Annotated in this window: 23 protein-coding genes; 15 read left to right on the top strand and 8 right to left on the bottom strand. The window is 45.2% G+C overall.

Annotated features, from left to right (window positions below; all coding sequences use genetic code 11):
- Positions 1-60 precede the first annotated feature (60 nt).
- A complete protein-coding gene (locus ACI49J_RS01075; RefSeq protein ID WP_240253724.1) occupies positions 61-1,584 on the bottom strand; it encodes a cation:proton antiporter in 1,524 nt (507 codons plus the stop codon).
- Between the two features lie 40 nt (positions 1,585-1,624).
- Here ACI49J_RS01075 and ACI49J_RS01070 point away from each other — a divergent pair, with 40 nt between their 5' ends.
- The 3 genes from ACI49J_RS01070 to ACI49J_RS01060 are packed head-to-tail and all read left to right on the top strand — an operon-like array spanning position 1,625 to position 3,470.
- Complete coding sequence (locus tag ACI49J_RS01070) at positions 1,625-2,017, top strand: metal-dependent transcriptional regulator (protein WP_240253723.1); 393 nt, start codon at positions 1,625-1,627, stop codon at positions 2,015-2,017.
- Positions 1,990-2,589: a DedA family protein gene (locus tag ACI49J_RS01065; protein WP_240253722.1), complete on the top strand. Its 600-nt coding sequence runs from the start codon at positions 1,990-1,992 to the stop codon at positions 2,587-2,589. Before ACI49J_RS01070 ends, ACI49J_RS01065 begins: the two co-directional genes overlap by 28 nt.
- 14 nt (positions 2,590-2,603) lie before the next feature.
- Positions 2,604-3,470: a sulfite exporter TauE/SafE family protein gene (locus tag ACI49J_RS01060; RefSeq protein WP_240253720.1), complete on the top strand. Its 867-nt coding sequence runs from the start codon at positions 2,604-2,606 to the stop codon at positions 3,468-3,470.
- On the opposite strand, the gene ACI49J_RS01055 is transcribed toward ACI49J_RS01060, so the two are convergent.
- Positions 3,460-3,771: a hypothetical protein gene (locus tag ACI49J_RS01055; RefSeq protein ID WP_240253718.1), complete on the bottom strand. Its 312-nt coding sequence runs from the start codon at positions 3,769-3,771 to the stop codon at positions 3,460-3,462. The two genes, ACI49J_RS01060 and ACI49J_RS01055, sit on opposite strands and share 11 nt — an antisense overlap.
- Positions 3,772-3,837: 66 nt before the next feature.
- Here ACI49J_RS01055 and ACI49J_RS01050 point away from each other — a divergent pair, with 66 nt between their 5' ends.
- The 6 genes from ACI49J_RS01050 to ACI49J_RS01025 all read left to right on the top strand — a co-directional run bounded on the left by ACI49J_RS01050 (position 3,838) and on the right by ACI49J_RS01025 (position 9,217).
- Positions 3,838-4,371 (top strand): hypothetical protein, encoded by a 534-nt coding sequence (locus tag ACI49J_RS01050; protein ID WP_240253716.1) that lies wholly within the window; start codon positions 3,838-3,840, stop codon positions 4,369-4,371.
- A gap of 90 nt (positions 4,372-4,461) precedes the next feature.
- On the top strand, positions 4,462-5,970 hold the full coding sequence (locus ACI49J_RS01045; RefSeq protein WP_240253714.1) for an MFS transporter: 1,509 nt from the start codon (positions 4,462-4,464) through the stop codon (positions 5,968-5,970).
- On the top strand, positions 5,948-6,583 hold the full coding sequence (gene udg / locus ACI49J_RS01040) for a type-4 uracil-DNA glycosylase (RefSeq protein WP_240253712.1): 636 nt from the start codon (positions 5,948-5,950) through the stop codon (positions 6,581-6,583). The genes ACI49J_RS01045 and udg overlap by 23 nt, the downstream gene beginning before the upstream one ends.
- Positions 6,561-7,340: an SDR family oxidoreductase gene (locus ACI49J_RS01035; protein WP_240253710.1), complete on the top strand. Its 780-nt coding sequence runs from the start codon at positions 6,561-6,563 to the stop codon at positions 7,338-7,340. Before udg ends, ACI49J_RS01035 begins: the two co-directional genes overlap by 23 nt.
- Before the next feature lie 108 nt (positions 7,341-7,448).
- Positions 7,449-8,933, top strand: coding sequence for an ATP-dependent endonuclease (locus tag ACI49J_RS01030; protein ID WP_240253881.1), 1,485 nt, complete (start codon positions 7,449-7,451; stop codon positions 8,931-8,933).
- Positions 8,934-8,938: 5 nt separating this feature from the next.
- Positions 8,939-9,217, top strand: a complete 279-nt coding sequence (locus ACI49J_RS01025) for a TIGR00304 family membrane protein (protein ID WP_240253708.1) — start codon at positions 8,939-8,941, stop codon at positions 9,215-9,217.
- Here ACI49J_RS01025 and ACI49J_RS01020 read toward each other — a convergent pair.
- Both ACI49J_RS01020 and ACI49J_RS01015 read right to left on the bottom strand, forming a co-directional pair.
- Complete coding sequence (locus ACI49J_RS01020) at positions 9,201-10,466, bottom strand: Glu/Leu/Phe/Val dehydrogenase (RefSeq protein WP_240253706.1); 1,266 nt, start codon at positions 10,464-10,466, stop codon at positions 9,201-9,203. The genes ACI49J_RS01025 and ACI49J_RS01020 overlap by 17 nt on opposite strands.
- A 70-nt stretch (positions 10,467-10,536) precedes the next feature.
- Positions 10,537-11,802, bottom strand: a complete 1,266-nt coding sequence (locus tag ACI49J_RS01015) for a hypothetical protein (RefSeq protein WP_240253704.1) — start codon at positions 11,800-11,802, stop codon at positions 10,537-10,539.
- 50 nt (positions 11,803-11,852) lie between these two features.
- On the opposite strand from ACI49J_RS01015, the gene ACI49J_RS01010 reads away from it, so the two are divergent.
- Complete coding sequence (locus tag ACI49J_RS01010; protein ID WP_240253703.1) at positions 11,853-12,278, top strand: NUDIX hydrolase; 426 nt, start codon at positions 11,853-11,855, stop codon at positions 12,276-12,278.
- Here the strand turns inward: ACI49J_RS01010 and cysS are convergent.
- The 3 genes from cysS to ACI49J_RS00995 are packed head-to-tail and all read right to left on the bottom strand — an operon-like array spanning position 12,259 to position 15,034.
- The gene (gene cysS / locus ACI49J_RS01005; protein ID WP_240253701.1) at positions 12,259-13,656 is read right to left on the bottom strand and encodes a cysteine--tRNA ligase; all 1,398 of its coding nucleotides are present in this window, start codon (positions 13,654-13,656) and stop codon (positions 12,259-12,261) included. The genes ACI49J_RS01010 and cysS overlap by 20 nt on opposite strands.
- 6 nt (positions 13,657-13,662) lie before the next feature.
- A complete protein-coding gene (locus ACI49J_RS01000; RefSeq protein WP_240253699.1) occupies positions 13,663-14,604 on the bottom strand; it encodes a bifunctional phosphoglucose/phosphomannose isomerase in 942 nt (313 codons plus the stop codon).
- Entirely contained in the window at positions 14,597-15,034 is a 438-nt protein-coding gene (locus tag ACI49J_RS00995; protein WP_240253697.1) for a hypothetical protein, read from the bottom strand. Before ACI49J_RS00995 ends, ACI49J_RS01000 begins: the two co-directional genes overlap by 8 nt.
- Before the next feature lie 52 nt (positions 15,035-15,086).
- Between ACI49J_RS00995 and ACI49J_RS00990 the strand changes: the two genes are divergently transcribed.
- Genes ACI49J_RS00990 through ACI49J_RS00970 form a run of 5 tightly spaced genes read left to right on the top strand, consistent with a single transcriptional unit; the run spans position 15,087 to position 20,658 of the window.
- A complete protein-coding gene (locus ACI49J_RS00990) occupies positions 15,087-16,391 on the top strand; it encodes an FAD-dependent oxidoreductase (protein WP_409366432.1) in 1,305 nt (434 codons plus the stop codon).
- Positions 16,392-16,437: 46 nt separating this feature from the next.
- Complete coding sequence (locus tag ACI49J_RS00985) at positions 16,438-17,532, top strand: DNA double-strand break repair nuclease NurA (protein ID WP_240253693.1); 1,095 nt, start codon at positions 16,438-16,440, stop codon at positions 17,530-17,532.
- A gap of 20 nt (positions 17,533-17,552) precedes the next feature.
- Complete coding sequence (locus ACI49J_RS00980; protein ID WP_048060370.1) at positions 17,553-19,331, top strand: ATP-binding protein; 1,779 nt, start codon at positions 17,553-17,555, stop codon at positions 19,329-19,331.
- Between the two features lie 9 nt (positions 19,332-19,340).
- Complete coding sequence (locus ACI49J_RS00975; protein WP_240253691.1) at positions 19,341-19,736, top strand: hypothetical protein; 396 nt, start codon at positions 19,341-19,343, stop codon at positions 19,734-19,736.
- Between the two features lie 25 nt (positions 19,737-19,761).
- Entirely contained in the window at positions 19,762-20,658 is an 897-nt protein-coding gene (locus ACI49J_RS00970) for an acyl-CoA thioesterase (protein WP_240253880.1), read from the top strand.
- Here ACI49J_RS00970 and ACI49J_RS00965 read toward each other — a convergent pair.
- Positions 20,635-21,747 carry an MFS transporter gene (locus ACI49J_RS00965; RefSeq protein WP_240253689.1) on the bottom strand — a complete coding sequence of 371 codons (1,113 nt, stop codon included), beginning with the start codon at positions 21,745-21,747 and terminating at the stop codon, positions 20,635-20,637. The genes ACI49J_RS00970 and ACI49J_RS00965 overlap by 24 nt on opposite strands.
- Positions 21,748-21,802: the final 55 nt, after the last annotated feature.

Genomic DNA, 21,802 nt, shown 5'->3' with positions numbered 1-21,802 from the left:
AAATCGATGTAGGTTGAGGGATGAAAGGATTATTCCCGGCTGAGGAGAAGCGTGAAATGTTCAAATGGAGTTAAGAATTCTTAGAAGTTCCCTCTCGTAGATTGTCTGAACGAGTTTGCCTTCCCTGTTAACTACAGCTATCACCGCGGACTCTGTGGATCTAAATTTCCTTAGTGCATCAATAACTTTTTGCGACTCATCCATTATCACTGTTTCGTTCAGCTCCAGATCTCCCGCCCTCAGCACAGAGTACATAGATGGATCTATCTCCAATAACTGCTGTACAGTGATGTGTCCCATAGGCCTCATCTCATCATCCACGACTATTATGGCTCTAGCTCCTCTCTCCGTCATTCTGTCAATTGTCTCTCTCAATGTGGTTTCCGCATTTACGTAGAGGGGAGTTATACCAGGTATATGCCCAAGTTTCTGGTTGAACCCTGGCCTGTTCTCTATCTCCCTTCCAACTCCCTTAACCTTTGCCTTGAATAGGAGTGGCACGACGAGAGCAATGAGGGTTATTGCCAATGCGGAGTAGGAGTACTGAGTCTGGCCTAGATACCCGGAGACTAGAGCTGAGATCAGAAGAGATGAGTCAACGCCTCCCTTCGTCGTAACGCCCAGTCCATTAATTACCCCCTCTTGCTTTACGAGGTAGGAAGAGATATAACCTGAGACGAACTTTGAGAAAAACACCAACAAGGCTAGAGTGAGACCTATGGAGGCGATGTAGACGTTTAAGGGTGCAAAGTAGAGCCCTATGCTCACGAAGAACAAAGGTTCAAAGAAACCATAGGTTAAACCATGCATTTTCTCCCTTAAATCAGGCCTATCCTCAAGGTAATTCCTCAGCAGAAAACCCAGAAAGAGGGCAGCTATGGCTGAGTTGAACCCAAATATCTCGGCCACGTATCCTGTGACCATTATAACGGAAAGGAGGAAAGCTAGCTCCACTTCCCTTACCTTTATGAATCCCTCTATTCCCTCCAAAGCCTTTGCTATCCTGGGGCCTATGAAGATAATTATCAGAAATAGTATTACTATTTCTAAGGTCTGCCTGACGATTTGGGCTGGTTCGCTGGACTTAGATACTATTGCGAAGAGAATGACTGAGATTATCTCAACAAGTGTACCTTGGTAAAATAGTTTACGCCCAACATCCGTTTTTACAAGTCCAGTGTCCATTAGGAGTCTGGTTAGGGGACCTACGCTCGTCATTATGAGGGGAAAGAGGATTACCAGTGACGACGTAACGTGAACCATGAATAGGTAACCTGCGATCACGATGAAGGGAATTACTAGGAGAACTATGGAGGAGATGAAGACCTTGTAATCAAACTGTATTTCCCCTCCGAACTCCTCCGCACCAGCGAGGAAGAGAAGGAACACTATTCCCAGAGACGTAACAAATGATATGATACTGTTCAGTTCAATTATCCCTAGAACTCCTCTTCCCAAGATTATCCCGGCCACTATGGCACCAACAAACGGAGTTAATCCTAGTCTAGAGAACCCAGCTTCCATCAGCTTTGCTGCAACTAGCATGATACCGATGTAGAGAAGCGAAACTACTACTGGATTCATGTGTAAAGACTTTTTACTTTACTTTACTACTATAAGAGTGATGGACATAAGCGAAAGGGAGATTGTTTACCTTTCGGCAATAAGGGAAATGAATGATAAGGGCCAGCCTGGTAAATTATCCATAATAGCAAAGCAAATCGAAGTTTCCCCTGCAAGTGCCTTTGAGGAACTGAAACATCTAGAGAAAAAAGGTCTTATCTCGAAGGAGAACAGCAACATCTATATCACTGAGGAGGGGAGGAGAAGCCTAACTAAGGCCTTGAGGGCCCACAGGGTTATTGAGTCTCTTCTAGTCAGGGTTGGGATTGATCCAGAGACCGCCTGCAGTTACTCGAAACAGTTTGAACTAAAAGTTCCAGACGAGATAATCGAGAAGCTCTATGAATATCTCGGAAAACCTAATAAATGCCCTCATGGGAATGGAATTCCGTGATAAGCGTACAACCGTCTTACATTTACATATTCGCCCTAATGATCTTGGAGGGAATGTCACTTCCAATCCCAAGCGAAATAGTGATGCCCTTAGTGGGTTACTATTCCACAAAGGGATTACTTGACCCATATCTAGGTATCATAGTAGGCACGGTAGGTAGCTTGGTTGGATCGTTAATTGATTATTATATCGCCCTTAAACTAGGAGTTCCCTTCCTCCATAGATACGGCAAGTTATTCAAACTCACTCCTGAAAAATTGGATGCACTATCAAGATGGTTTGCTAAGTACGGTACGCAGTCTGTGTTCTTTTTCAGGTTTATTCCAGCCTTTAGGGCACTTATCTCCTTCCCTGCTGGACTAAGCAAGATGAGACTACCTCTATTCATATTTGCCACATTCGCAGGTCACTTGATATGGGATACGATACTAGTCTATATTGGGATATACTTCTCTAGTACATGGCAGAGTATCATTTCGGTTCTTGATAAGTACCTTTACGGCGTGGCGGCAATAACTGCAATTATTATTGTGGTCTACATTTTGATCAAAGGAAACTTTTTAAAGTTTTAACTAGAATAAGGTTTATGATTGAAGTACTACTTTCTCCTTTACAATACTTCCTTGCAGTCATAGCAGGAGTTTTGGTAGGATTCAGCTTAGGACTAATAGGAGGAGGTGGATCCATTCTAGCTGTTCCGCTTCTTCTATATTTCGTTGGTCTGGCTAGTATTCCTCCCCAATACTCCACTTCTCCTACGCTCGCAGCACAGTACACAAACTTCGTGGACCACATTGCACTAGGCACTACAGCCCTGGCTGTAGGTCTGAACGCATACATAAATAGTTACATGCATTTCAGGAGAGGAAACGTAAAGCTTCTTGAGGGTATAACGTTCACTATTCCGGGCGTTGCGGGAGCCACTCTGGGAAGTTACGTAAGTCATATAACGCCTGGAAAATCCTTGCTGTTTTTCTTCGGGATCCTAATGATTGGTGTGGCTCTGTTAATGTTGAGGCAGAGGTCCGCAGATAGGGTAAAGACAGCCTCGGAGGGCGGGTTAGCTAGACTTTCGCTGGTAAAGGTTATACCCACGGGCCTTCTTGTGGGATTCGCCTCAGGATTTTTCGGTATAGGAGGAGGTTTCCTCATTGTTCCTGGTTTACTATTCAGTACTGGTCTTTGCATGATTAAGGCTGTTGGGACCTCCCTCATTGCTGTTGGGACCTTCGGAATCACTTCAGCGACAGTCTATTCAATGTACGGATACGTTCTACCTGTAATTAGCGTGCTCTATCTAGTAGGGGGAATTCTAGGAGGGTATGGGGGAGCATCGGTTGCCTCTAGATTGCCGAGAGGAACCCTGAGGAAGGCTTTCGCCTTGATTATTATCGCCGTAGCAATATACATCATGGTCGAAAATTACAAGGGGCTATACTTGCTCATACATTAACATTGGAATCTGCCATTTCCCTATATATTTTTTCTATCTCCTCTTTAAGGAATTTCAAACACGAATCTACATTTATCTTGATTAGTTCCCATCTTTCCTCCCTTATACCCCTAATGATCTCATCACCTTGCTCCTTGCAACCTATCTTGTCATGTTTCCTGTGAAACTCCGTAAGCTCCTTGTTAACCCATTGATAAACGGTTTTATCCTTCCTCTCATCTACGTGCAATTTTACCTTCTCCAGGGACGTCCTTAGCAGGATGAGGTCCTGCAATTGATAAAATTTCTTCGGGATCGACATCTCTCGTATAATGTGGATAGAGGATAAATAACTCATGTTCCAATTATATCCACATTAGGATGTGTCATGACGTCAGGACCTGGAAAAGAAATTAACACTAAGACATATATCTTGTATTCAATAGGCGGAGCTATTGCCCTTATTCTGATTACCTTCCCCTTTGGGGGAGTGGCACCACTCGATGAACCTAAAGTTTACGCGTCCGATGGGGCATATTATAACCTAGGGGTACCGGTAGGAATTTCCTTCATTGCATTCATTAACCTTCTTATTTTCATAGTGTCGAGCATTCTTTTCTGGGGGTCTAGGGGCCTTTTCAAAAACTTGATAATAGATTCCTCCGCTCTATCGTTCGTCTTCCTCAATTATTTCAACTATTATGTGCTTTGGCTGGTGTGGCACCCACAGATAACCGTGTTGCCCTTTCTCTTCTTGATAAAGTATAATGGAGCCTCAGCGATTCAGGTTGATTTTGGACAAATGGTCCTAATAGCTTATATATACAGGATCATTAAAAGAGCAAGAAGGCCCCGCCCTTTATCAGGGCTTGAGTCGGTGAAACCGGTTGATGAGAGTCCTCAGCCGGGCGGGGTACAATGATGACGCCGACATAATCAGATTAGTGACGTGAGGGTCGATAAACTGAAACTCACTCAAGCTTAAAACCTCTTTTAGATATATCTAGTCGCCATGGAAGTTCCCAAGGACAAGTCTAGTGAAGATAAGGATTATGATCTAAAATATGCATATAGGGCTTTGAGCATTCTGGCTCCCTTAGCCATAGTTGTGATGTATACAGAGGGAATGTTGATTCCCTCTCTTGTGAAAATTGAAGATGACTTTGGCGTCAACGCTGCCCAAGTTAGCTGGGTTCTAACAGTGTATCTCCTTACAGGATCGGTCATGAATCCCATAGCAGGGAAACTGGGAGATATGTTTGGGAAGAAAAGAGTCCTTACCATGATCATCTGGATTTATGCTGTGGGTGTTACCTTGACAGGATTTGCACCGAGTTTCGGCTTCCTGATATTTGCTAGAGCTATTCAGGGACTAGGTCTTGCCATGTTTCCGTTAGCCTTCAGCCTAATAAGGGAAGAGTTCCCTCCAAAACTAGTTCCTACTGCTCAAGGTATAGTTAGCGCTATGTTTGGGGCAGGATCTGCAATAGCCCTTCCCATAGGTGCATACATTTCACAAAATTTTGGATGGCAGTATACATATCACACTGTTATACCATTCGTGGCCCTGATGGCAATACTGACCTCCACACAGATAAGGGAGTCTAGGTTCAAGAACCCAAATACCAAGATCGACTTCGTTGGAGCAGGAGTACTCTCGATTTCGTTGGCCTCCTTAATCCTGGGTTTCAGTGAGGCTCCTACCTGGGGTTGGTCATCACCCCTTACCATAGGTACCCTCCTTCTCTCCATGATTACTTTTGCCACGTTCATCTATCTTCAGAGTGTTACGCCATTTCCATTAATATCCGTGAAGCTATTGAAGAGAAGAAATGTTCTTGTCGCTAACGTGGCCGCAGTAGTTGCAGGATTTGCAATATTTATGGGGTCCCAAACCTTAACTTACTTGTTTGAGGAGCCCAATCCAGTTGGGTTTGGGCTAGATATCCAGGCAACGGGGCTTGCCCTACTACCCACAGCTCTTATCCAGTTGGTGGGTGGACCCCTCGCAGGAAAGGCAATATCTAGAAGCGGACCAAGAAAAGTGATGATAGTTGGTTCCACTGCACTAATTCCGGTGTATCTAGTTCTTTCAGTGTTAACGTCTGCAGGGGGATCACAGTCAATTAACCTTGTGATTACCTTCGCTACTTTGGCAATGTTAAGTGCTACGCTTCTGAACGTGAGCCTAGTTAACTTGCTTACCTTTTCTGTGGAGAGACAGGTCATGGGGACAGCCACTTCTATTAATACAGTCTTCAGGTTGGTAGGAGGAACAATAGGTCCATCTGTAGCCGGAGCTATTATGGGAACTTATCAAAGCAGTATCGTGGAGATCATACCGGTAGGAGGAACTACAGTCTATTACCCGGTCATTATTCCTTCGGACCAGGCCTTTAGCCTCATTTATCTGATTGCAACTCTTCTGGCTGTAGTTATGACTGGGATTTCCTTCATGACTAAGGACATAAAAATTGGGAATGTAATGAAGGAAAGAAATGAGTTCGTTGCAGGACATTAGCAACCAGGTCATAGCTTGCCATAAATGCTCCCTATCTAGAACTAGGATCCATGCGGTTCCGGGGGAAGGAAATCCAACCAGTGACGTAGTTTTCGTTGGAGAGGCGCCTGGAGCTAAAGAGGATGAAACTGGCAGACCTTTCGTGGGTTTAGCTGGTCAATTATTGACCGACCTAATCCGAAAGTACTTGAGGAGAGATCGCTCCGAGATTTACATTACCAACATAGTAAAATGCAGACCGCCAAATAACAGGGATCCAGAGAAGGAGGAAATCGAGGCTTGTTCACCTTACCTCCTTACGCAGATAAGGCTCATCAAACCAAAGGTGATTGTGACTCTCGGAAGGCATTCCACAGGATTTTTCCAGACATTAGCAGGATTGCCTCTGACTCCTATATCACGTTGTCACGGAAAACCTTTTTACCTGGACCTGGGGTATGGTACAGTTACCGTTTTTCCGGCGTATCACCCTGCTGCCGCTCTTTACAATCCTCCTCTTAAACGAGATTTAGAGGAGGATTTTCAAAGGCTCTCCAAACTCGTTTCAACAGGTTCAAAAGCTACAACTCTTGATAAGTTTCTGAATCTAGATGGATCTGGGAATAAGGGGTAAAAGGGTTCTTGTAACCGCCTCAAGCAAGGGGATAGGTTTCGCCACAGCAAAAAGGTTTCTGGAGGAAGGGGCTGTAGTCACCATTTCGTCCCATAACCTCGAAACGTTGAAATCTGCCTACGAGAAACTGAGAAACTTGGGTCAAGTTTACATGGTCCAGGCAGACTTGACTAAACCAAATGAGGCTAACGAACTTGTGAAGACGGCCCACGATACCATGAATGGGTTGGATGTAACGGTATACGTCACTGGAAGTCCAAAGCCAGGTAACCTTCTTGAGCTCACGGATAAGGACTGGATGGATGCATTCAATTTACTATTAATGAGCGCAGTTGTCGTTACGAGGGAATCTGCCAAGTACATGAAACCAGGTGGCAGGATAATTCTTTCGACCTCTATGACCCTAAAACAACCAATCGATAACCTGGACCTCTCCAACGTTGTTAGGCTATCCCTTGCAGGTCTCATTAAGTCAGCCTCCAGGGAACTAGGTCCTAAGGGAATTCTCGTTAATGGGGTCATGCCAGGCTGGACTCTTACAGAGAGAGTTAATCAGTTAGCCCGGGATAGGGCTAGAAGAGAGGGGAAGACCGAGGAACAGGTTATATCTGAGATTGTCAAGGAAGTCCCGCTAAATAGGATAGGCCTTCCAGAGGAAGTTGCTAACGTTATCGTCTTCTTGAGCTCTTCCCTATCCACATACGTCACTGGAACCCTCATCCCCGTGGATGGGGGACTGATCAGGACAACCCTTTAAAGACATTTGGCTGATAATACTGCCTTTTTTCTCTTCATTAGGAATTAACGAGTATTAAGGGCCCAATGGTTATATCAATCTAAGGAGTAATACTCTCTAGTGATACTGTTGAGGCTAGCTGAGTTCTACGCTAATAACTTCAGGAGTTTGGAGTCAGTTGAATTAAGGGACGTCGGAGGCTTCAATGTAATTGTAGGGTTTAACGGTTACGGCAAAACTAACCTGCTGACGGCAATCTACCTGTACATAAAGAACCTGTCAGCGGGTATTGAGAAGAGATCAATAGAGGATAAGAATCAGGAATACCTGTTAATGTGGAACAGTTACGATACGAGCAAACCCATTCTTTTAGGAGGCAGGTTACAGTTTAGTGAGAAGGAAGTTGAGAAAGTTGTGGGAAAGAGTATGCCCATGAACATCGACCTAGTGAACAAGTTGAGGTATATCAATGGATACCTTGAGTGGGACGTGGACCTCATCAGAATAAATGGATCAGTCCCATCTAAGGATGAAATAGACCAGGCCAAAAAGCTGTTGGACTACGCCTCAAGTCAAGTTGAGTATGTTCCCATTTTCGATCAGAACTACTTTGATGACGTACTCAACAGAATTATTGGACTGAACAGATCGCCCATCAGCTTGAGAAAGTATTGGTATGACTTTGCGAATCTGGTGAGCAACACTATTCCAGAGGTAAAGGGAATAGAGATCTGGGATTCGAAGAAACTAGTTCTAAACGTGTATAATTTGCCAATCTACATTGACTTAGCTGCTAGCGGATTTCAGAGAATAATTCTTATCCTTTTCGTAATATGGTTGAGCGGAAACAAGATACTCCTGATAGAGGAACCAGAGGTGAACATGCATCCCATCATGCAGTATAAGATGGCGAAGCTCTTGAAGTCGTGGACTGAAAGCGATGTTCTACAGGTTTTCATGACGACACATTCTCCCTTTATTGTATCCTCCGATGTGGATAGCTTCATAGTTCTGAGAAGGGGTCAGACTGCGTCTAAGGCTGTCAACTTCCAGCCCACGGAGGATGTAAAATCGGCCTTCTCTATTCTTAACGTAAATATCAGTGATCTTCTCTTTAACAAGACTATTATAGTGACGAGTGAAATGGCCGAGCCAAACGTAATCCTGAATTGGCTCAGGAAATTGAACGTGAATCCAGAGTACAACGGAATTGTTATATACACGGTGAGGAATGAACTGGAGTTGCAGACCTGGCTTAAGTTAAGGAACATGCTGAAACTTGACATGCTGTTCCTAGGCCTTTGTGACAAAATAGACATAGAGTTAAAGGACTCCTGTCTTCCCCTTACCAGGGAGGTAGAGTCATTTTACAGTAAGAGCGGAATGTTAGAGGCACTCAAGAGAATAGGGATTTATCCAGATGAAAAGGAAATGAGGGACCTGTCTCGGGAAGACAACGCCAGGTGGTTAATAAACGTTCTTAAGAGGAGAGGACTCGATTATGGTACCATGAGATCGTCTATAGGTGACATAATATCTAGAATAGATTCCATTGAGATCCCCAAGGAGATGGAAATCCTCGTGAATAAAATTAAAACTGCGCAGGTTATCTAGTACTCATGGATCTAATATCTGTAGCCCTTTTGTTGATATTTCTTGGGTTCATTCTAGTTTTCGCAGACGTAATCTTAACAGCAGTTAGGGCTATGAGACAGGGAGAAGAAGAGACTAAAGAGGGGGAGAGAAAAACGGAGGCCGGAGGGATAATATTCATCGGCCCTATCCCTATCATTTTTGGAAGTTCTAAAAAAATTGAGAAATGGATGTTAATTGTAGCCTTATTGATAACTATTATTCTGGTTTTACTATTCGTTCTCCCCTTTATATTAACCCTCTAACCTTCATCGCCCTTACTACTCTTTCTACCGCTACCACCATAGCCGCAGTCCTCAGGTCTTGGTCACTCAGCGAGTTGTACTTGTTATACACCTCGCTAAACGCCTTCTCCATCCTGCTGAGTATTAGTTTCTTGGCGTCTTCCTCATTTATTATCTCACCCATTCTGTTGTTGGCCCATTCCACATAGCTCCCCACAACTCCCCCAGAGTTCGCCAAAATATCGGGAACCACTGGAATTCCTCTCTCCTTAAGGATGGCGTCTGCATCGGCTGTTAATGGTCCATTGGCCCCCTCAACAATAAGCTTGGCCTTTATCTTAGGGGCATTGTATTTATGGATCACGTTCTCAAGTGCTGCGGGAACGAGTATGTCAGTTTCGGTTATGAGTAGCTCATCATTGGTAACTTTCTTTCCCGATGGATAGTTAACTACAGAGCCAGTGCTCTTTTTCACCTCTTCTAACTTCGAGTAACTTAGCCCGTTGGGATCTATTACTCCACCCTTCGAATCGCTCACGCCTATGACTATGGCGCCGTTCTCCTCAAAGAACTTCGCAGCGAAACTTCCCAGATTACCAAATCCTTGGATGATTACCTTCCTACCCTCTAATCCCCCCAGAAATTTCTCAGCAGCGAGCTTTGCAGTATGGACCACCCCAAGACCAGTGCTGAACTCCCTAACTGCAAGTCCTCCTAGATCTATGGGTTTTCCCGTGAAGGTAGCTGGGTCTATCTTACCTGAAATCTTTGTATACTCGTCGAGGAACCATGACATTATCTGTGAGTCCGTGTTTACGTCAGGCGCAGGTACGTCTATATCGCTACCAATATACTTGTAGATGGCATCAATGAAGTTCCTAGATAACTGTTCCAACTCCTCTTTACTTAGGGACTTAGGATCTACCCTAACCCCAGCCTTACCTCCGCCGTAGGGAAGCTGGAGAAGCGAATTCTTCCAAGTCATTATCATTGATAGGGCTATAACTTCGTCTTGCGTAACGTTGGGGTGGAATCTAACTCCTCCCTTGTAAGGACCCAGCGCGCTGTTATGCTGAGATCTCCAACCGGTGAAGGTCTTAATCGTGCCGTCTTTTCCCTTAATCTGTATCTTTACTTGAATTACCCTTTCAGGGGTGGAAAGAGCAGTTAGTTGATCCTCATGGAGCCCCAGGATCTCCCCTATTTTATATAATTTTTTAGTTTGTTGTGTATATAAATTCGAAGTTAAAACTTCTTCTACCGAAGTCATTAATAATTAGTCATGAAGGATTATTAAAAAAGTTTTCCCCTGCTATACTTTAATTACTTATGCCCGAGCTCTATCTCCTATGTAGAATTACAAGAATTGCAATAACAATTAGGGTAACCACAACGGCTATGGTGAAGGACTCAGAGGGGTTAACCGGTTTATAGGGCAGAGTTGTGTTCTGATATCCTGTTAGGTAGGGGAAGTGAAGACTGGGATTTATGTAGGAGCCATTGATGAACTCTAGCTTATAACTGGAGAAAGATGGGAATGTTTGATTGTAGTTTACCTCAACTACCATGTTCTTCAACGCGTAGATCGTAGCAGTAGCAAAGGTAATGTTTCCCTTAGTTACCTTAGATGTGTACTCCTCCAAGTTGAACGTGGTACCCTGAACCGACTTGGTTACGTTACCCACGTAAGACAGTTTGAGCGAGTTCCATGTCAGTGTGCCGTTCGCGTTATTGATGAAGTTAGTGACCAGGGTGGTAGGTGTTCCCACCTGAATAATGAAGTTCACCAGTTGGCCATTCACCGACGTATAACCGCCAAGAGGGAAGGCGTTCAATTCATTGATGTTATACTGGACCATCAAAAGGAGGTTTCCAGGAAGAAGAGCGGGATAAACGTATTCCACGTACCCGGAGGGTTGGTAGGTTGCTGAGAAATTCGAATATGTCATGTTAACGTAAACGTATCCTGGCCTACTGGTGAAATTGGTTGGTTGTAGAGCGTTGGATAGTTGATAGCCTGTGAGATTCATAACAAAGTCGAGACCGGACACGGTCCTGTTAATAGTTTGAACCAAACCGGAGGGTAATACTAATAGTGAAGAGGTAACAGGGGACAGTTCAGAGTACCTATAAACTGTTTGTCCTGTTACGTTGTTACTGGTCGAGTTAACAAAGGATAAAATCACTGTGGAAACGTTTGACTCGATGGCATAAGAGGTAGAGTTAGACAGGAATCCTGGGTAAATATAAGGATAACTAAGGTTGAGCGGATCTAAGGCATAGTTTACAACGTAACTTCCTGGCTGTATTAACGTGACGTTCTTCGCAGGAGTATAGTTGGAATTTACGTTAACCTTAACCCATGTACCATTAAGCGAAGTCACTTGGTAATTAATCACAGCGCTCTCAACTAGAGAGACAGTCGTGGAATTGTCAACCTTAGTACTGTTATAGACCTTGAGCGAGTACGTAAGCTTTGTTGGTACTTGATACGGAACGGGCTGATTCCCATTGGGATAGAACTGGAGAGCGTTAACCAGTGGAGCTAGAGTTAAGGTGAAAGTTAAAGCTACTAACAGCGCCATTACGAGCCTCAATTGCGACATCAGTATAGAACACTGCGTTGCTTTAATAACTTTTATCCCCACTTAAAAGCATGCAGAGACCTTTAGTTGCGGTAGGATCAGTAATTTTCAACCTGGATAAGGTACTATTGGTGAGGAGATTACATCCCCCTAACCAGGATAGGTGGGCCGTTCCTGGAGGTAAGGTAGAATATGGAGAATCCATAAGGGAGGCTGTAATTAGGGAAACTATCGAGGAAACGGGATTGCAGGTGGAACCAAGGGTCTTGATGGCCGTCGTTGAGGTGTTTAGGGAGGGCTATCATTATGTGATCCTGGACTTCATCTCTGAAGTTGTGGGAGGAAAACTGAAGGCCTCGTCCGACGCAGGCGACGCTAGGTTCTTCTCCCTTGAGGAGATAAGAAAACTTGACGTAAGCTCCACCACGCTAGAGATGCTGGAGAGGTTTTGGAAAGGGGAAAAGATGCCCTATCTGATCACTGAAATCTCCAAGTAGAGCCTTCCTTGGAGTCCAGTATTTTTACCCCGCTCTTGGAGAGTATATCCCTTATCTGGTCAGATAGATCATACATTTGTTTCTTTCTCAAGTAATTCCTAACTTCGATCACTGCGTCAATCACCTTGGTTAACCTATCTAGCTCCGCTGAAAATTCCTCATCCATAACTGCGAAGACCTCATTGAACTTCCTGAATCCGTCCAGCGCTATTAAAGCCCCAAACACGTCTTCGCTGTATTGGAGCTTTGAGAAAACTATTGAGGCTATTTCGTGAATTGATGTCAATGCGTTAGACGTATCAAAATCGTTCTCCATGTGTTCGTCGAACCTTGAGATCGCCCTTATTACTTCCTCCTGGACTTTTACGTCCTCTTCCTTCGCGTAGTGGGCTGGTCCCTTTTGAATTATTTTCCTCAGTACGGATATGGCGTCCTTAAGCCTCTGGAGGGACCTAGAGCTTTGTTCCAGGATCTCTTCGCTATACTCTATGGGGTTCCTGTACTGGGAGGATAGAAACCAGTACCTCAGCGTAGATGGTCCATACTTGCTCAGTGCCTCCTTAAGCGGGACAATGTTGCCCTTAGATTTGGACATCTTTTCCTTCCTTATTGTGAGAAAGGCCACATGCATCCAATACTTTACCCAAGTTGATCCAGTGAGCGATTCGGTTTGAGCTCTCTCGTTCTCGTGATGGGGAAACACTAGGTCCATTCCTCCACCGTGAATATCGATCTTTGTCCCCAGATACCTCGTGGACATGGTGGAGCACTCTATATGCCATCCAGGTCTACCCTTACCCCAAGGAGACTCCCAGTAGGGCTCTCCAGGCTTATATGCCTTCCAGAGTGCGAAGTCGTATGGGTGTCTTTTCTCCTTAACTATCTCCTCCCCCTGATCCCACTCCTCCTTCTTCACATTGGATAACTCTCCATAACCCGGATAAGTATCCACATCAAAATAGACGCTCCCGTTGGCAACGTAGGCATGCCCATTGTCAATCAACCTTTGAACGAAGTCAATGATCTCATTGATGTGGGTAGTGACCTTAGGATGCATGTCTATCTTTACCTTGAGGGCACCGATGTGTTCCAGGTAGCTCTTCGAGTAGTATTCTGAAACTTCGTTCCAACTCTTCCCCAGTTCCCTTGCCTTATTGATTATTTTGTCGTCTATGTCCGTGATGTTCTGAACCCTTATTACGTTGTAACCCTTTACCCTTAGATACCTGCTCATGGCATCGAAGGCCACAAAGGTCCTACCATGTCCAATATGAACCTCATCGTAAACTGTGGGACCGCACACGTACATTTTCACAGTATTGGGCTCGTGTGGCTCAAAGCTTTGGAGCCTCTTTCCTAGTGTATTAAATACTTGCAACTCCCATCACTTCAGGATTAAGTTTGCCAGTTTCCTTGCAATTTTAAGGTTGCTGTCGCTGAAGGCCTCTTCCTCCGTTAATCCGTCTTCCTCTGCAAGAAGGAGGGACGTGAGACCTGAGAGAAGAACCAAGTAGGCCACGTTCTTCAGTGGTGTACTCCCAGTGGGAATTATCTGTTCAGCCTTAATCACGGAAAGCGTTACATAATCAATGTCCTGATCCCCAATCACAAAGGGCTGAAGGTTCTGTGCCCTGACGTATGCCTCCAGGTCATTGTGATTAGATTCAGGAATGGGCCCGTAGAAGGCTGGATATTTGGCAGTCTCATTCAGATCCTGCTTAAACCTTATTGCTACGGGAAAGTAGAGAGAGCCGTAAAATACCGGAATCCTCCCCCTAATCTTGGCCACTAGCCTTTTAGCAAGGTTGAGTGCCCTCTCCTTACCTTCCTCGACTCCCTCTGCCAGCTCTGAAATCTTGTACTGCCCGCTACTCCTCGTGTTCAGAATCTTAACGAGAGCCGTGAACAAGAGGGGGAACCAAACTCTCGTGGGGTAATCCTGACCGTTGCTCATCCTGGCCTGCATGGACAAGTTGACGTGCCTTCCGCCCTTCTCTCTGCACAGGTTTGCCAACTTTCCTCCAGCTGAAACACATATGACGTCTGCTCCAAGCTCAAAGGCCTTTCTGGTTACGATCAAGGTTTCCACATTGTCTCCGGATCTGCTAAAGGCTAGCAAAGAGAACTTTCCCCTAGCCTTGAATCTTAAGGGATCTCCATTATACACGAGGTAGTCCAATGGAGGTTCAAGGATCTTAGCCATTTCACCCGGGATGTAACTTGCCCCCATCCCTGTGTAAATCACGTTATCGCACTTTAGATCCGGAACCTCTATCCTTTCAGCTTCTCGAAAAAGTTTATCCCAGTCTAGGAAAACATTATGCATTTTTCATCACAAGGGAAATGTTGAACGATGGAGGAGACGAGTTCATTGAGACGGAGATATTGTCCATGTTCATTTCCTTAAGGTTCTTCCTTAGGGTAACGATGAACTCGCCCATCAGTTCTGACATTCCCTCAAGGACACTCTCAACCATGTCCCAAATCTTACCTGAGAGCAATGAGCTCAAGACTGAGGGTTGCATAAGGTAAGCGTAAAGTAGGTTTACTCTCTGAACAGAACTCAGGAAGCTAACTATGGCCTCATCCCAGTTCTTAACCTCGATCCCTTTTTCAAACTTCTCTGCCAACTCTATTATCTTTTTCAATTGAGCTCTCGTAAAGCTCACTATGCCCTGCTCAGCCACGCTGAGACCAGTGAAACTTGTCTTCTCTAAATTACTTAAAATCTCCCCAATCCTAGTTGTGGATTTCATGGCTTATCTTTAGTCATGTATGCATAAAAGTCTTGGCGTAATCAGAGAGAATATGCCTGAGAGTCTAGTGGTACTAGGAGGAGGAGCGGCCGGGATGAGCGCCGCATCCAGGGCGAGGAGACTTAGGCCTGACCTAAGAATTACGGTTATTGAGTCCACGAAAATGGTGAGTCACGCACCCTGTGGGATACCGTACTTTGTCGAAGGTTTATTCGATGACGAGAACCTCTTCATGACCTATACTCCCTCGTATTTTGAGAGGGAGAGGAAGATAGAGGTGTTAACAAACACCGTGGCCAAGGAAGTTGATCTTAACTCCAGGGTAGTAAAAACAGATAATGGAAAAGTGCTTGAATATGATTGGCTGGTTGTGTCTCTTGGAGCTCTGCCCAAGACGCTACCCAACGTTAAGGGAAAGAGGGTTTATTACGTTCATCATCCAGCTCACGCGGTTGAGATCAGAGAGCGGTTGTGGTCCATGAACAAGATAGCCGTGATAGGTGGAGGGATCCTTGGGGTGGAAATGGCTGAGGCGTTGAGCGCCGTGGGGAAGAAGGTTGTCCTAATTCACAGGGGGCCTTACATCCTCAACAGAATGCTGGACCAAGACCTCGGAGACGTGATCACTAAACTTGTTCAGGGCAAGGTTGAGTTACATCTTAACGAGAGCACTGAGGAAATTGGAGAGGATTACGTTAAAACGGACAGGGGGAAGTACCAAGTTGACGGTGTAGTCCTTGCCCTAGGGGTCACACCCAATGTGGCCATATTTAAGGAAAAGCTTCAGCTAGGCATAACGGGCGCAATAAAGACCAACTCACGCATGGAGACTTCCGTGAAAGGCGTGTATGCAGCTGGCGATGTGGCAGAGACCACTCACATGGTATCAAGAAGGGAAGTCTGGATGCCCTTTGCCCCTGTCGCGAACAAGATGGGGTTTGTGGCTGGTAGTAACATAGGGGGCAAGGTCACGGAGTTCCCAGGTACAGTTGGAAACATGATTACTAAATTCCAGGACATGTTCATAGGAAAGGTAGGATTAAACGAGATTGAAGCCAAGGAAGTAGGGTTCAGGCCGATCTCTGCAACCATAAAATCAAAAACTAGGGCCAGGTATTATCCAGGTGCTAAGGATATTTACGTGAGGCTCGTGGCAGATGAGGATAGCAAGAGAATTTTGGGTGGACAAATTGTGGGAGGGGAGGAAGTATTAGGCAGATTGGATGCCATTTCTGTTGCCCTCATGAAGCAGTTGACCGTGGAGGAAATGTTCTTTGCGGAAATGGGTTACCTGCCAGCTATTTCCCAAGTATGGGATCCGCTAACCGTTGCTGCTAGGCAACTTCTTAGGGCATAAGTAATACATTATATTTAAATATTTCTATAATTGTTAATATCGTAATATGGCATCGAGAGGCGGGCTATCCGATCTACTTAATAGCATTGTCTCCAAGTACATTATCTTCCATTTGGAGAGCCCGCCCTTTAGCCCCATTCTAGACCAGGCACAGGATGTTGACCTTACCTCTTCCGATGACATAATAAGGGTGGTGGACAGCATACCCAAGGTATCAACCGAGATCGTTGCGGTGGACGGGAGTAGCAGGAGCTTTGTTCTCTCCCAGGGATTAATTTCGGTCAGCTCCGTGTCTGCAATCTCAAGTTTAAGGGGAATTAAGGGTATGTTCCCCTCATTTGACCCCAGCATGAGTCTTGATCTACAGGAGCCCTTCATCGCTCTCGCTACTCCCTTTACTGGACCAGAGAAAATAGAGGACTTTCTTCTTCATCCGGCAGTGTCCAGGGTTCAGATGGAGGGAAACCCGTTTCAACAAGACTTAACTAGGTTAGAGACGGAGCTCCGTTTTTCCTTGGAGACCTCTTCACTGGAGAAGGTGAAGGATAGTCCCCTGGTCCTGGTGGACGGTCCTCTCTTACCTAAGTTCCTTTACATTAACAAGAGAGTTGCCAATAAACTCCTTCAGAGAAGAAAGGAAGTCCTACAGAAAAATTTTATTGGGATTGTTAAAAGGGTAAATCACTCTACTGTCTTGATTGAATCACTTAATGAAAGGAAAATCAGAGAAGTCATGATCATGAAATACAAAGTGAATCCAGCCTCGTTCTCCAACGATGAAGCCTTCTTAATTCACCTTGTGAAAAAGAACTTTAAGCCTCCTTTTAAACCTCTTGTGGTAGGTCCACTCCACGGAAAAGAGGAGGGAACTGAGATATTTTCCAACTACGTAGTAATTCCCTTCCACCCCTTCCTGGAGAGGTTCTCCGTGTTGAGGGTTGAGAGCCTCACCGATTCCCTTGATCCTGGAATTATTTTATCTACGCCAATTACCTCTGATGGAATTCCCCTTCCACTAGCTTTCGCTGATAAGGTGGCCAAGGAGGTGTCCAACGCTGTGTTTAACATGTTACTCCAGCAGTTGTCAAGGGAAGGCATTCAGTCGAGTTTCTACAGCAGACTGGAGGGATTGGGAGCTTGATTGACGAACTCTACAAGGGCATGAAGGAGAGAACCAGTAGGGCCAGAGCCTTGGCAGTAAGCCTAGGGAAGATGATAGGAAAGATTTCCAAGTACATGCCAAACAGGATAGACCAGGAGAGCCTTTACGTAAACGCAGTAGTTGATGCTGAAACGTATTACTCTAACGAATACCTTGGTAGGATGGGAATCCTTCTGGGTGCAGTGGACATTAGAACTCTAGAGTTCATACTGCTTCAAGTTGTTGGGTATGAGAGAAGTGATATCACGTCATCACTGTTCAACTCAACTGACATCACTCCAAAACTGGTTGAGGACGACGATCCAGGAACCCTGATAGGAAACGTTATACTTAAGTGCGAGATGCTCACTAGACTTGACCCTCTTGGTAGAGGAGAACCTGTGCCTGCAGACATAATACCTGAACCCCAGTCACCCGTGATAATCCCCTATCCTGAGATGGTTGAGAGGGCTATGGGGATCAATCGCGGGAAATTGAAACTTGGTTTCCTGGACATTTCCAACTCCGAGGCAAGGGTCAGTATCCCTCCTGAGGAGTTGAATTTTCATAGTCTGGTCATAGGCACCACAGGGGCCGGGAAGACCTCATTCATTAAGGACGTGATAACCTCATTGGTCACTACGGTTGAAGACGAACAGGTGATCATCTTTGATGCCACAGGGGATTATTACCACTCATTCCTCCCACCTGATTTAACCTCAGAACATGTTAGGAGAGGGATAGAGGACTTCAATAAGCTGAACGGTCCAGTCAACGGGCTACACGAAGATATTCTCTTTCCGATTACTAGTCGTTGGCTAAGGAAGTATACTCAGGAGAGAACGGAAGAAGAAATAACCAAGACCTACTATGATCTCTACATCAAACCCCTAGTCAATTACATAGAGAGGAAGGGGATGAAGATTGATGTTCAGATTAGCGGAAGGAGGATTGAACTCGCCTCAGATTACTGGAAATCCAGCGCCGAGGTCCACCCCTTCTACCTGTCGTTCAGGGAAAACAGACGGATAGTTCATAAGTTAAACCCATACTTTAGTGAGCAGGCATCCCATTTCCTGAAGATAATTACCTCTCAGCTGAAGGACGTCGAGAGCCTGGACGAGTTCATTGAGAACATGAACGAGGAGAACTTTGAGAAACTACAGGTCCACAAGAGCACGCGTGAAAATATACTTCGTGGGCTCTACTTGCTCAGGGAAACTGGACTTTTTGATCTGCGTTCTCCTAGGACGTCCTTGGGAGACCTACTTTCCACCTCTAAGATGTTGACAATTGACCTCTACAATCAGGAGCTCGACGATTTCGCCCAGAAAATACTCACCTACTATTTCCTGGATAGAATCTTCCAGCTTAGGGAGAGCAAGATGAGAAAGGGCGAGATTAACAGTAAACTGCTCATTATCATAGATGAGGCCCACAGGTTCTTTCCGTCAAACAGGGGAGGGGAGGAGGACAGCAATTACGTGAGAAGGGTTGCGGGAAAGATATCTGTAATGATGAGGTTAGGCCGTAGGAGAAGAATAGGGTTCATGTTCTCCACTCACAATCCCTCCGATCTAAGTGATATTATTGTTCAGTTAGCTAACACGAAGTTTGTTTTCAGGACATCTCTGGACATTGCGGAGAGTTTAGGTGTTCCCAGATCAGAGGGGAAAATATTAAGCTGGGAGAGGAATGGTGTAGCATATATGATTTCGCCATGGCTGAAACAAGGAAGATTAAAGGTCAGGGTTCCTGTTCCTCCTCCCATTGGCCATTACGATCTCTCTAGGACTTAGGTGAGCATGATGGAAAGATTGGAAACCTTGAAATTATCACTTGATCAGTTAAAATTGAGTGGAACAAAGGAGAATTTGATCAAGGTGCTGATTGAAATAAGCAAGTTGTTACCACCTTCGGATGACGTTGCAATAACTGTGGGAAAGAAGGGAACACACGAATACGTTATAGACAGAAGAGGGTTGGCCATAATCACCACGTCACAGGATGAGTATCTCCCCTTTCTCTCTTCTTCGGAGAAGAGAATATCCATGGAACAGCTACCAGACGACGTAGCTAAGAAGGTCATGTCTGATATTTCAAGTCTCCTCATTCAGCTAAGGGACATACTCAAGGCTCAGGCTAGACGCAATCCTTCCTATGGATCGTTAGCCTCAGAGGTAGACTTGATTGTTAAGGGTTAGTGATACCGCAGTTAGAACAATAAACATGGTCCACTATCAACAGACCAACTTCATGGGAAGGCTTCACGGGGGCGATATGCTGAAGTTCCTGGCAGATGCGGGCATGCTAGCATCCATGAAGGTGAGCAAGGGCCTAACCGTACTGGCCTCCCTAGATCAGGTTCTCTTCAAGAAGGGGGCAAACCTAGGGGACATAGTCTTCGTGGACGCTCGAGTTCTGTACGTGGGCAATTCATCCATGGAGGTGGAAATGAGGGCATCTAGAGGATCTGAGGTTATAGTAACAGCAAGTGGAACTTACGTTAAGGTTAACCAGGACTTCAGGCCTGTCCCAGTGGATGGGAAGGTGATGGGTGAGACGGAGGAAGAAAGAAAGGCAATTGAGCTTGCCATACAAAGGAGAAACGACAAGATTCAGAAAATCAGAAACAAGAAGGAAATTGCCTGTTCTGAGGACCCAACCAATTTTTTGAGGTATAGGCTGAGTAACACTATCTTCGTCGGCCCAAACATGACCTATGACGGAAGGGTGATGTCGGCTGGAATGCTCCTCAAGGCCATGGATGACCTAGGAGGGACACTGGCGTTAAGATACAACGGCATAGAAAACTACAGACCGGATCAGGACGGAGTTGTCACTGTTGCAGTATCCGACATTTTCTTCTATTCCCCCATAAGGCTAGGGGATATAGTGGAAATGAACGCGGGGATAACATACGTAGGCAAGACGTCCATAGACCTCCTGATAAACGTGAACAGGTTAGATGAAACCACACAGGAGTGTAAGCATGTGACAACGGCATACTTCACGTATGTGAGGGTAGATCCTCAAGGAAATAAGAAGGAAATGCCCAGATACGTTCCACAGACGCCACATGAAATAGAGCTGTGGAACGAATCAGTTAGAAGAAGGGGAAGATAACCTCCTGGTAATGAAGCTATACAAGGTAACTGCAGATAGTGCAAAGGAGTAGAAGGCCACCAGGTAGTCCAGGTTTAGGTCACTTCCTAGAAAGCTGACCGTCGCGCTTCCGCCTATATTAGCCACGTCCTCGACCGCGTTAAATACTCCTATGATGGATCCCCTGTTCCTCTTCAGGTTCCTGAACATGAACGAGAAGAATGAGGTTCCGAACAAGGGATAGAATGAACCGAAGGTCACAAAGAGTGGTATGGTTGCTTCACTTGATCTGATCCCAAGTTTCAGAATTAGTGATATGCCTAACACTAGCATGGCACGCCCCATGATTGAGAGATACATCAGGAAGGCCTCCCTCCCAGGGGACCATTTACCTGCCACGTAGTAGATGCCCTCGTCAAGCAAATATAACACGAAATAGCTCACATAAATGTAGGACCCAGGATTTCCCATGAGGTAATTGAAGGGAACAAAGGTTGTGAAGAATATCTCGGCACCGAAGTTAAAGGCCGTGAATGACGTTAAAGCCCCTGTTAACTCCCTTATGCTCCTTAGCCTAGAGGGTTTATCTATGTTGATTTTACCGTGGGCACCTCTCAAGGACATAACCGTAAGAGGAATGGATGCAACACACACGAAGAGAGGAAAGAGAAATGAGCTCACAGCAATAGCTGAAATGCTTCCCACGGCATTTCCCAACAAAGTTAATTGAGACAGCCTCGAATTCATCTTAGGAATCTCCTCAAAGCTGTAATTTTCTAGAAGAAGGAGAGAATAAAGTGGCGAGTTCAGGGCCGACGCGAACCCCGTGATGGTATAGCCAAGCAGACTCTCCTCTAGTTTCCCTCCCAAAAGGAAAGCCGAGATGGCCAAAGACACAGGGAGTAAAATCCCGTACTCGAACCTTCTCTCCGTTTTGTCCAATAGATCTCCCCAGAAATAGGAACCAATAGCGTTACTCATATTGTACAGGGTGGTCGCTAATCCCAGCAGAAAAATAGACTTGGTCTGAGAATACAGAGTCACTGGGTACCATATTCCCATATAAGTCGTGGCCGTGATTAGCAACGGTTGCGAAAGAAACCTTCTCATTATGAACCCTTATCGTAAATGGAAGCCCTTTAAATCAGACTACTTATCTTTAATG

Source organism: Metallosphaera sp. D4-4 (genome assembly GCF_046245145.1).
GTDB classification, from domain to species: Archaea; Thermoproteota; Thermoprotei_A; order Sulfolobales; family Sulfolobaceae; genus Metallosphaera; species Metallosphaera sedula.
The sequence above is the reverse complement of the archived record's forward strand: the minus strand, read 5'-3'. Positions and strand labels throughout refer to the sequence as shown.

Excerpts from the sequence above, each read along its gene's own strand:
- ACI49J_RS01035 (WP_240253710.1), top strand. The coding sequence starts at position 6,561 with ATGGATCTGGGAATAAGGGGTAAAAGGGTTCTTGTAACCGCCTCAAGC.
- ACI49J_RS00975 (WP_240253691.1), top strand. The coding sequence starts at position 19,341 with ATGGAAAGATTGGAAACCTTGAAATTATCACTTGATCAGTTAAAATTG.
- ACI49J_RS00985 (WP_240253693.1), top strand. The coding sequence starts at position 16,438 with ATGGCATCGAGAGGCGGGCTATCCGATCTACTTAATAGCATTGTCTCC.
- ACI49J_RS00980 (WP_048060370.1), top strand. The coding sequence starts at position 17,553 with ATGAAGGAGAGAACCAGTAGGGCCAGAGCCTTGGCAGTAAGCCTAGGG.
- ACI49J_RS01055 (WP_240253718.1), bottom strand. The coding sequence starts at position 3,771 with ATGTCGATCCCGAAGAAATTTTATCAATTGCAGGACCTCATCCTGCTA.
- ACI49J_RS01065 (WP_240253722.1), top strand. The coding sequence starts at position 1,990 with ATGCCCTCATGGGAATGGAATTCCGTGATAAGCGTACAACCGTCTTAC.
- ACI49J_RS00990 (WP_409366432.1), top strand. The coding sequence starts at position 15,087 with ATGCCTGAGAGTCTAGTGGTACTAGGAGGAGGAGCGGCCGGGATGAGC.
- ACI49J_RS01045 (WP_240253714.1), top strand. The coding sequence starts at position 4,462 with ATGGAAGTTCCCAAGGACAAGTCTAGTGAAGATAAGGATTATGATCTA.
- ACI49J_RS01075 (WP_240253724.1), bottom strand. The coding sequence starts at position 1,584 with ATGAATCCAGTAGTAGTTTCGCTTCTCTACATCGGTATCATGCTAGTT.
- ACI49J_RS01070 (WP_240253723.1), top strand. The coding sequence starts at position 1,625 with ATGGACATAAGCGAAAGGGAGATTGTTTACCTTTCGGCAATAAGGGAA.
- ACI49J_RS01050 (WP_240253716.1), top strand. The coding sequence starts at position 3,838 with ATGACGTCAGGACCTGGAAAAGAAATTAACACTAAGACATATATCTTG.
- udg (WP_240253712.1), top strand. The coding sequence starts at position 5,948 with ATGAGTTCGTTGCAGGACATTAGCAACCAGGTCATAGCTTGCCATAAA.
- ACI49J_RS00995 (WP_240253697.1), bottom strand. The coding sequence starts at position 15,034 with ATGAAATCCACAACTAGGATTGGGGAGATTTTAAGTAATTTAGAGAAG.
- ACI49J_RS00965 (WP_240253689.1), bottom strand. The coding sequence starts at position 21,747 with ATGAGAAGGTTTCTTTCGCAACCGTTGCTAATCACGGCCACGACTTAT.
- ACI49J_RS00970 (WP_240253880.1), top strand. The coding sequence starts at position 19,762 with ATGGTCCACTATCAACAGACCAACTTCATGGGAAGGCTTCACGGGGGC.
- ACI49J_RS01000 (WP_240253699.1), bottom strand. The coding sequence starts at position 14,604 with ATGCATAATGTTTTCCTAGACTGGGATAAACTTTTTCGAGAAGCTGAA.
- ACI49J_RS01015 (WP_240253704.1), bottom strand. The coding sequence starts at position 11,802 with ATGTCGCAATTGAGGCTCGTAATGGCGCTGTTAGTAGCTTTAACTTTC.
- ACI49J_RS01060 (WP_240253720.1), top strand. The coding sequence starts at position 2,604 with ATGATTGAAGTACTACTTTCTCCTTTACAATACTTCCTTGCAGTCATA.
- ACI49J_RS01020 (WP_240253706.1), bottom strand. The coding sequence starts at position 10,466 with ATGACTTCGGTAGAAGAAGTTTTAACTTCGAATTTATATACACAACAA.
- ACI49J_RS01025 (WP_240253708.1), top strand. The coding sequence starts at position 8,939 with ATGGATCTAATATCTGTAGCCCTTTTGTTGATATTTCTTGGGTTCATT.
- ACI49J_RS01010 (WP_240253703.1), top strand. The coding sequence starts at position 11,853 with ATGCAGAGACCTTTAGTTGCGGTAGGATCAGTAATTTTCAACCTGGAT.